Below are 8,255 nucleotides of genomic sequence, written 5' to 3'. Positions count from 1 at the left end.
AATGAACTTTAGCGAAGAAGAAAGAGACTTTTACGAAGATCATCTAAAGTGGCTTAGGGTAGAAACAAATAGTCTAAAGAAAATGAGAGCTGAAGGTAAAGCTGAAGAAAATATTAGGTTAAAAACTGAGATTGCCAAAAAAATGTTATCTAAAAATCACTCCATTTCCGATATCACAGATCTTACGGGTTTATCCCTTGAGGAAATTTCTAAACTTCACTAACGCAGGTAGCGAAGTTTTTTACATTACGCCTAAAAACCATACATTTTGCAACAAGTAATCCCCATTATATTATGTGTGAGATTCACAGACATTGTTTCAATTTTGTCCCTATGTTCTATTGTAAGAATAACTTAAAATTGGCATTTTACGTTGTGTACGATCTATTGCATAAAAGTAATTTTAGCGAGTGAGCGCACCTAAAACACGCTAGCAAGCTCATTAAAATTACTTTTAATTTGGATGCTTTATAGTGTATTTCAATATTTTTGTTGCTAAATTCTTATTATAGCCATGGATCAAAATATGCTCTTTTGAAGGATCATATTTTTGATTCACTTCTTCATGAAGTGGGTTTTGATAAATTAATTCCACATACTTTTCATTTGGTGTTTTCCCTCCTAAAGAGCTATGAGGCCTATCCCAGTTATAATAGTGCTCCCAGTACCCTAATCCTCTTTGAGCTTAGGACTTTTGATGTCAATACTTGAATAGAACTCATCAAGATCCGTACGTTGGGTGCGTTCTACCTTCCCATTAAGGTATGGAGAAGCTGGCTTAATTGGCCTAAATTTAATCCCATACTCCATTAACCTTTCTTGGACTTCATAAGCAAAGAATTCCTGTCCCCTATCTGTCTGAATGCGCTGTATTGGGAATGGCATACGTTCTATAACCTGCTCTAGAAAATCAAGTGTATTTATCGCAGTTCGTCGTTTATATAAAGCCAGAACTTTGTATCTAGTGCAATCATCTATGGCGGTATATTAATATAAGCTACTTGCAATTTTACAAACGTCCATCTGTACTCGTTCCTCTGGAAGCTTGCAGTTATACCTTTTGGCTTGTTTACGATAATGCCTTTTCTTTTGTAAGTACGGTATATTATTCTTCTTAAAGACTTTATGAATGGTTGCTAGTGATAGAGAAATATCATGCAATCTCTTAATCTCACTTTGTACCCTTTTAACCCCTAATTTACGTTCATTACGTATAGATAACAGAAGTTTTTCTTGTTGATCTGATACTTTTTTAGGAGAAGAATGAGGCTTGCGACTAAGCTCTTTTAATCCTGTTATACCTTCTTCTGCATAACGTTTTAACCATTTGCGTAAAGTAGGACGAGAAATGCCACATCTGCGACATACAATCCCTGCGTCTTTTACTTTTTGATATAATTTAATCCAATCTAAACGTGTTTTTTGTAATTTATCCATTCATGGATTTTAACACATCTAAAAATTGAAACAATCTCTATGAATCATACATTTTAGGTGCGCTCACTCGCTAAAATTACTTTTATGCAATGGATCGTACACAACGTAAAATGCCAATTTTAAGTTATTCTTACAATAGAACATAGGGACAAAAAATTGAAATAATGTCTGTGAATCTCACAATTAAAAACTATACTTGACTGAGTTAAAATATTGTACTATCGTGATATGGTATAATTGGTAGTGTTTTTTGTAAAGCATGTAGTTTTTTTGGTGTAAAGCAGGTAACCTCATAACGGTTAGCGAAGTTTAGAAATTTCTTCAAAAGATAAGCCGGTAAGATCGGTAATATCGGAAACAGAGTGTTTTTTAGATAACATTTTTTTGGCAATTTCAATTTTTTCTCCAGCTTTACCCCTAGCTTCACCTCTAAGCTCCGCATCTTCAATTTTTTGCTGTTCTACCGCTAGATTGTCAAGTCTGGTTTTGGTTATTTGATCATAAGTATTTAGTTCTTCTTCAGTCCAAGCAGCTTGATCTATTGCTTCAAAAGCTCTCCTAATAATTACGTCGCTGCCGATTAAATGCTCTATTTCTTTAAACGTACTACCTTCAGCATGTTTAAAGAAATACAACCATTTTTGCTCTAAATTCTCTAATTGATCGATAGTTTTTTTAAATTTCTCAAGCTCTAAAAATACGAAGTAAAAATCTTTTAAATCATGCTCATAAGTTTTTGTATCTAGCAACCTATGTTCCGACTTAAAAGCTTCCTTTTCGGGAAACATAGTAAAATTAGCAATAGCTAAAAATATTACTGCTTTTAATTTAGCATATACCGCTAGTTTTTTATGATTTTCATCTTCTTTTATTACTTGTTGCGAATATGCTTTGGCGGCATAGTACTGCGCTCGCTTTTCGAACCCTTTATGCTTACCTACTTGCATTTCTACTATAACTTGCTCGCCTTTTTGATCTTTACACAACACGTCGACGATCGATTGCTTATAAGCGGCAATTTCAGGGTCTTGTATAGTTTTTAAAAACGTTACTTCTGTGATTTTTTTATTTCCTTCAAACTTTAAGATGTCATTTAAAAAATGAATAAGAATATCTTTGTTTTTCTCGGTGCCGAAAACTTGTTTAAAGCAAAAATCGTTTTTAGGATCAAGAAACTTAGATAATGCCATATATAAAATATATTTATTTTAATTATTAACCTCGGCAGTAAATCCGATTTTGCAAATACCGAAAGTTCAAGTTTAATTATAGCAGAGACACAACTCCTTCACAAAGTTTTTTAAGAAAATTATAACTAGGTCTATTAACAAAAATTAAAATCATTGTCAATTGGACAATTTTTAAAATTATTACAGTCACCTATAACCAAATTTGAAAAAATACTTTCTAATGACGAGATATTGTCTCCTTGATAAGAAGTGTATTGGATGTCCTGCTTTAAATCAGGATAAAGTATTTCTTTTATTGTTTCTTGAATATGATCTAATGGTGCTTTTTGACAAAATTCTTTTTTTAAACTAGCACTAAGTTGTTTAGAAAGTATTGGAGTGATATTATTACATTCTATAATTTCAAAACTATTAGCTAATGCAGACAATAAATATATTAGTATTGCTTCACCATCAAATAAATTACTATTTTCAATATCTACTTTAACGTTCCAATTACCATGAAGTTTAATATCTTTAAATGCAATATACTTATAGCCAGTAGTAGAATATTTCTTAAAACTATCTTTTGTAAGAACTTGTGGTTTATCTATTTTATTAAATAAACTAATTATATCTATATTTTGTTTCTGTATTAATTCATATATGTCCTCACTAACAGGGTATCCAGTTGGATCAACATACCAAGCTTTGATTTCGTTAGATTCTTTTTTAAGATATAAGCCAACTAAAAAATTATTTGCAGAAAAATCTTTTTTTATTTGATGAACACTTAACAACATAATAGCGCTTTCAACTACTTTTATTTCATTTAAAGCTTCTTCTAAATTACTGCTACTATTAATTATATGGTTATATACTATATTTTTATCATCAACTTTCACATATTTATCTAACATAAAAATAGATACTTGCTGCAATAAATTAATAGAAAACCATTGCTGACATGAGACCTGTATCAACTGAAATATCTCTTGAACTTTACTATCTTTTAAGTCTCCATTTTCTTGTAGATATTCATCTAAATTATTTCCAAGCTTCATTACAAGCCATAATTTTGTAAAATCTAATTCTTTTTCTAATAAAATTTTTGCATTATTTTTATTTTGTTTATGATAAGCTTCAGGATCATTTTTATAATATATCATTTCATAACTTTTGTCATATAGGTAATTATGCGGCATATATTTTGTATAATGACTATTGACTACCCTAGAAGCCATTATTGCTCCTTCCATAGACATAGGCATAATTTTTTGATCGAATGCTCCTTCCCATGTAAGACTAGCATGAGATATTAAATCCAGCATCATACTATTATGGATTAGTGCTGATGGGTTTCTTAGGGCTTCTGTACCAAATAATAAATAGTGCAATGTTACAATATTAGTTGGTATATTAGACGTTCCTTTATGAAATATTTGATTTAATAATAGTGCATCAGAAGATATAAGCCCTAGGTTAAAAATCGCTGGGTAAGATAGGGTTTGATCATTAAATTTTACCTCTTCGCTTCTCAAAGTGTTTGTATTCGCAATGATTTTATGATCAATTATTATTTCAGATTGACTATATTTCCATTTACTAACTTGTTCTGGGAATTTCTCTTTAATTTTTTCCTTATATTTCAATGCTCGTTTATCTAATCTATTATGTAATCTTAGATTAGCAAAAAAATCTATTGCAAAAGAATTTGAGCTAGATAAATCATATTCATATTTATGTGGCAATTGAGGAGTAACACGTAAGCTTCCTAATTCTGGTTGATATTGCCAACCTAAAAAATCTCCAGAATTTAAGTTATATTTATCAATGATACTTTGAAAATACTCAGATAATTCATTTTTTAATATTGATTTATAAAAACCTACAGGATTACTATTAATTAATTCTACTGTTTCTTGTTCAACAGCTTTACTGTCTCTTGCCCAATCTTGTTTATTATGCCAATTATCAGTGTGTTTTAAGCTATTTTGCACTGCTGCATTTACTAAGTCACCAGTTGGTAAGTCATAACTATCTTTTAGTTGATCCTTTTTTAGCTTATAGTAACTATGTTGTACTGGCTTAGAATATAATAACTGAATTCCCGCTGCATGTATAATAAATGATAAATTATTATCACCTGATAACTTATCTTGGTGGTCTTCATTAAATTTTGACAATTCACTTGTTATATCATAGGGTTCAACCGTATCTTCTTCATCGGACGAATCATCTCCTGATATCATAAACTTAGATAAGTTAGAATCTTGAGACAAATCCTTGTTTATTTGTAGCGTTAGCTGATTAACTTTAGACATAGCTGGTATTACCATTAGAATTTTTGTTTCCAGTATTATCTCTATTTTAGATATGTTTTTATATAAGACAATCTTTTTTAGTTTAGTATGCTATTTTTATACAACTTATAGTTCCACCATAATTCATAATTTAATTAAACTATCTTTTTTGGCTAAAGCATCTTTGTCTTTTTTCTTAAGGTTAAGATTTAATAACCCCAACTCTGGATTAGAAGAAGGTAAGAAGGTAATGTTTACAAGGGGTTAGAGATACTCTATACAAGTTTTAGCAATAAAACCAAGAGTATCCCATGAAGAAAGATATAACCGCGCTATTTTGTTTTGTCGATGATTTTGTAAAATTCAGTGATAAGTGGATAAGTAACTCATATTTACCGATTAGTAGAAAACTCACTAGAACGCCGGAGATAAGCTATTCAGAGATTCTAACGATTGTATTGTTATATCATCGATCTCCTTGTAAGAACTTTAAATATTTTTATATAAGTTACTTACAATTATATAAAGCTGAATTTAGAATGATTCCTTCATATAATCGCTTTATTGCGCTAAAAGCAAGAGTTTTGAGCTATCTAGTTTTATTACTTGAATGGTATTTCACTCAAGCGAAGACTACCGGTATCTCTTATATAGACGCAACCTCTTTAGCTGCCTGTCATCCGAAAAGAATTTCTAGAAATAAAACCTTTGCTGGCTTAGCCGCATTAGGTAAAACTACAAAGGGTTGGTTCTTTGGGTTAAAATTACATTTGTTGATTAACGAAAATGGAGAGATTCAAAATCTTAAATTAACTAAAGGGAATGTAGATGATAGAATGCCTGTAATTATGGCTGAGTTTACACAATTGATTCAAAAGACTCGTTTATATTTTTATTCTTACTTTTCTATTATTATTTCTTAATTTATCTTTATATGCTTCCCAATTAACCTCATCACTGTGACCTATTATGTCATCATTATTTTTATAAGTAAATTCATATATTTTCTCTGCTATTTCAAATATATGATTTAATTCCACGTTCTTATGATTATCATTAGATAAATATTTTAAAGCCAGTTCAGCACAATGTAATCTAATTTCTTTATTAGTCATTGTTATATTATCTTATTTTTTACTTATATGAGTTTTAACAGTTGTTCTATACCAACTTTACTCAGTGCTTGCAATAAAAAGCTTAGTAATACATATTTATTTATTATTACTTTACCTACGTAACTCCTAGTATTTTTTGCTTCTATTAGTAATAATATTGCTTACTTGATGCAGTTTTTATAACAGATAGTGCTATGATATTAACTAAATTTGTTTCAGCTTGAGTTTCAAGACTATAAAAAATAAAGCTCTAAGTAGCTTTTATTTTTTATATAAGCAATTTTCTCTATATAATTAACTCATGCAATTTTTTAATCTTATGAGAACCATTATTAATTTCCAACTTGTTTTAGCAATTCTTTTTATTACCTTGTGCTATTTTTAGAAATCGATTACATTAACACATCAGAAGCTAATCAAATTAGAAATGAATTTTAATTATAACTACTAGACAATATAGAAACTATAAAAAATAAATATTTCTAAAAAAATTTTATAGATTGACCATATGAATTATTTACTAAACCTAAAAACTTTTTTATAATTTTTATTTAAAGCGCTAGTATAGTTTTTTTATTTAATTTTTACAACTAAGCTTAAAAAATTATAGCTATAACTACATATTAAATATACATTATTTTGAATTAATAAAATAATGGTATGTATATTACGAACAAGTTTTAATAATAAATTTAAAGTTATGGATGTATTAAAATCATACACTGATATTTTGTTTATGATCGGAGCTTTTTTAAATGCTTCACTTTTTATACCACAAATTCTATTACTATATAAGACTAAAAAAGTTAAAGGCTTATCTTTACCAATGTTTTTAGGATTTAACATGATACAATTTGCAACGGCTCTACACGGATATATGATAAAAGACCATATATTAATGTGGGGATATGCGTTGAGCTTTCTTACTTGTGGATGCGTGGTAATACTTATTATAAGCTATAGAAAAAATTAAAATGGAAAATTTGTATAAAGCAAGCTTTATTGATCTTAATTGTGATTCAAAACATAGATTTGATAGTTGTATACTAACAATTAGCGTTGGTCAGAGTGTACACGAAGGAGAAAAATTTAAATCAACTTTAGAATTAATAAATAAAAATTTTAAAAAATGTACTATAGGTGTTTGTGATACGTTGCAAAGACATTCCATAGCAACATTAGCTGATTTAGAAAGCGATATGTTATATGAAGTTGCAAAAAAAGAGGGAGATCAGTGGATAGATAGGAATAGTGAATATTGTGAGAATTACCTTAAGATTCCATTTGAAATAAAACGATGGGATAACTGGTTTTATAATAAAAAATATGCGGTATATAGAGACCAGGTAAATAAATTATATGACAAAGATAAAGCGTTTATTGATATTATTGCGAAGTTAGCTATCGAATTTAATAATAGGTTAAAAAAAAGAGGCCATAATTTAAATGAAGAAAAAGGACTAAGACTTAGTACAGAATATTTACTAGAAGAATGCGCCGTAATGTCTCTTTGGTATGAAGAAGGTTACAGTGTAGATATATATCCTGCTATAAGAAATGAAGCAATAGAGTATTGTTTTAGTGTTATAATGTCTGAGTATTACAATCGTTTATTGATTCCTGTAGGGATTAGTTTTAAAAAAAATAATATGCAAAATGCTCTTGTCTCTCAAATTGCAATACAAAAAATGTTAGACATAATTCCTGGCCATGTATACTGGAAAGATATAAATGGTAAATTTTTAGGATGTAATAAAAGACAAGCAGAAAATTACGGTTTTAAAAATATAGATGGTCTCATCGGTAAAGATGATAAAGATTTTCTAAAAGAAGAAGTAGCAAAAGAAATTAAAGTTAATGATCAAAAAGTGATTATCAGTAAAACAGAACAATTAATAGAAGAAAAAACTTATATTGCTGCAAATAAAAAATGGGCTAAAAAATGGGTTCTTAGCCATAAAGCACCTTTAATAGGAGAGAATAATGAAGTAATTGGAATAGTCGGTGTATCTATTGATATATCAAAACAAAAAAGATTAGAGCAAAGCTTATTAAAAAAAACAGAGGAGCTATCGGTATCTTTAGAACATAAAGCTAATTTTCTGAATATGTTAAGTCATGAAATTAGAACTCCTTTGCATGTGATAAACTTTATTATAGACGAGTTAAATCAAAATATTGCTTCTTTTTCTCAAGAAGAAATTAATAAATTTTTAGTTATGCTGTCTGAC

5 protein-coding genes and 3 pseudogenes are annotated in these 8,255 nt (G+C 29.0%); 4 read left to right on the top strand and 4 right to left on the bottom strand.

The window, feature by feature from the left end; genetic code table 11:
* Nucleotides 1–223, top strand: a pseudogene (locus Trichorick_RS08855) (hypothetical protein); the annotation flags it as partial.
* Between the two features lie 231 nt (nt 224–454).
* Here Trichorick_RS08855 and Trichorick_RS08850 read toward each other — a convergent pair.
* The 3 genes and pseudogenes from Trichorick_RS08850 to Trichorick_RS08840 form a co-directional block, all read right to left on the bottom strand.
* Nucleotides 455–1,437 (bottom strand): annotated as a pseudogene (locus tag Trichorick_RS08850) (IS481 family transposase).
* Nucleotides 1,438–1,736: 299 nt separating this feature from the next.
* Nucleotides 1,737–2,627 (bottom strand): Rpn family recombination-promoting nuclease/putative transposase, encoded by an 891-nt coding sequence (locus tag Trichorick_RS08845; protein ID WP_323739292.1) that lies wholly within the window; start codon nt 2,625–2,627, stop codon nt 1,737–1,739.
* Nucleotides 2,628–2,761: 134 nt separating this feature from the next.
* Nucleotides 2,762–4,930 (bottom strand): hypothetical protein, encoded by a 2,169-nt coding sequence (locus Trichorick_RS08840; protein WP_323739291.1) that lies wholly within the window; start codon nt 4,928–4,930, stop codon nt 2,762–2,764.
* A gap of 290 nt (nt 4,931–5,220) precedes the next feature.
* On the opposite strand from Trichorick_RS08840, the pseudogene Trichorick_RS08835 reads away from it, so the two are divergent.
* A pseudogene (locus tag Trichorick_RS08835) lies at nt 5,221–5,754 on the top strand (IS982 family transposase); the annotation flags it as partial.
* A gap of 39 nt (nt 5,755–5,793) precedes the next feature.
* Here Trichorick_RS08835 and Trichorick_RS08830 read toward each other — a convergent pair.
* Nucleotides 5,794–6,024 carry a hypothetical protein gene (locus tag Trichorick_RS08830; protein WP_323739289.1) on the bottom strand — a complete coding sequence of 77 codons (231 nt, stop codon included), beginning with the start codon at nt 6,022–6,024 and terminating at the stop codon, nt 5,794–5,796.
* A gap of 655 nt (nt 6,025–6,679) precedes the next feature.
* Between Trichorick_RS08830 and Trichorick_RS08825 the strand changes: the two genes are divergently transcribed.
* On the top strand, nt 6,680–6,997 hold the full coding sequence (locus Trichorick_RS08825; RefSeq protein ID WP_323739288.1) for a SemiSWEET family sugar transporter: 318 nt from the start codon (nt 6,680–6,682) through the stop codon (nt 6,995–6,997).
* Nucleotide 6,998: 1 nt separating this feature from the next.
* A partial coding sequence (locus tag Trichorick_RS08820) for a PAS domain-containing protein (RefSeq protein WP_323739287.1) occupies nt 6,999–8,255 on the top strand: 1,257 nt, incomplete at its 3' end.

The sequence above is a fragment of the Candidatus Trichorickettsia mobilis genome, from assembly GCF_034366785.1.
In the GTDB taxonomy this organism is placed as follows: domain Bacteria; phylum Pseudomonadota; class Alphaproteobacteria; order Rickettsiales; family Rickettsiaceae; genus Trichorickettsia; species Trichorickettsia mobilis_A.
This window is presented reverse-complemented; position numbering and strand designations above follow the sequence as displayed.

Excerpts from the sequence above, each read along its gene's own strand:
- Trichorick_RS08845 (WP_323739292.1), bottom strand. The coding sequence starts at position 2,627 with ATGGCATTATCTAAGTTTCTTGATCCTAAAAACGATTTTTGCTTTAAA.
- Trichorick_RS08830 (WP_323739289.1), bottom strand. The coding sequence starts at position 6,024 with ATGACTAATAAAGAAATTAGATTACATTGTGCTGAACTGGCTTTAAAA.
- Trichorick_RS08840 (WP_323739291.1), bottom strand. The coding sequence starts at position 4,930 with ATGTCTAAAGTTAATCAGCTAACGCTACAAATAAACAAGGATTTGTCT.
- Trichorick_RS08825 (WP_323739288.1), top strand. The coding sequence starts at position 6,680 with ATGGTATGTATATTACGAACAAGTTTTAATAATAAATTTAAAGTTATG.